The 931-nt window shown below is 35.4% G+C and carries 2 protein-coding genes; one reads left to right on the top strand and one right to left on the bottom strand.

Annotated features, from left to right (window positions below; all coding sequences use genetic code 11):
- Positions 1 to 622, top strand: a 622-nt coding sequence (locus tag AOG54_RS04100; protein ID WP_084795490.1) for an isoaspartyl peptidase/L-asparaginase, incomplete at its 5' end; no start/stop codon positions are given.
- A 9-nt stretch (positions 623 to 631) separates the two neighbouring features.
- On the opposite strand, the gene AOG54_RS04095 is transcribed toward AOG54_RS04100, so the two are convergent.
- The coding region (locus tag AOG54_RS04095) for an amino acid kinase family protein (protein ID WP_449222427.1) at positions 632 to 931 on the bottom strand (300 nt) is incomplete at its 5' end.

Below are 931 nucleotides of genomic sequence, written 5' to 3'. Positions count from 1 at the left end.
CATACAGATGGATGCTGCTGTCATGTCTGATGGTAATTTTGGATCTGTAATATGCATAGAAAATGTAAAAAACCCTGTTCTTGTTGCACGGGATGTTATGCTTAACTCGCCGCATATAATATTGTCAGGTGACGGTGCCGTAAAATTCGCAAGGTTAATGGGCTATGATTATTATGACCCGCATACAGAGAAATCAAGAAATATGATAAGGAAATTTTATTCTGAGTCCTTTAATGGGAATGTCCCTGCTATATTTAACCGTAAAAAATCTGGTGATACTGTTGGTGCAGTTGCAAGGATAAACAACAAATTTGCCGCTGCAGTTTCAACAGGTGGATCGTTTCCAATGCTCCGTGGGAGGGTTGGTGATTCCCCATTAATAGGTGCTGGCATATATTCCGGACCTAATGGTGCAGTTGTTGCAACCGGCATTGGAGAGGAAATAGCAAAAAAATTATTGAGCTATAAAATTTACTCAAAAATAAAAACGGATTCGCTTGAAAATATTGTTAAAAACGAGGTGAATTCATTTAAAACAAGCTGTGGAATTATAGCCATAACAGATGATGAATACATTGCATACTCAAATACAAACATGGCATATGCCTATAAAGAATTTTAAAAATTTTTATTATTTTTCAATTACTGTTCCGGTATCAATTGAACCGATGTTTTTTATTGATGTTATATAAACGCGGGTTCCACCGTTTTCAATAAACCTTAAGGATGCCAGAATTTTGGGCTTAATAGTACCCTCCTCAAAGTTGATTTTATTATAATAATCAAGCATTTCAGCATATTTTATTCTATTGATTTTCCCTTTTTTATTTCTGTAATCTAAATAAACATTGTCAACATCTGTTATTATAATAAATTCAGACGCACCGATGGATGTTGCCAGCAGCGATGAGCTCAGGTCCTTGTCTATCAC

This window comes from Acidiplasma aeolicum (assembly GCF_001402945.1).
GTDB lineage: Archaea > Thermoplasmatota > Thermoplasmata > Thermoplasmatales > Thermoplasmataceae > Acidiplasma > Acidiplasma aeolicum.
Note: the sequence above shows the minus strand (reverse complement) of the source record. Positions and strands in the feature narration are given on the sequence as shown.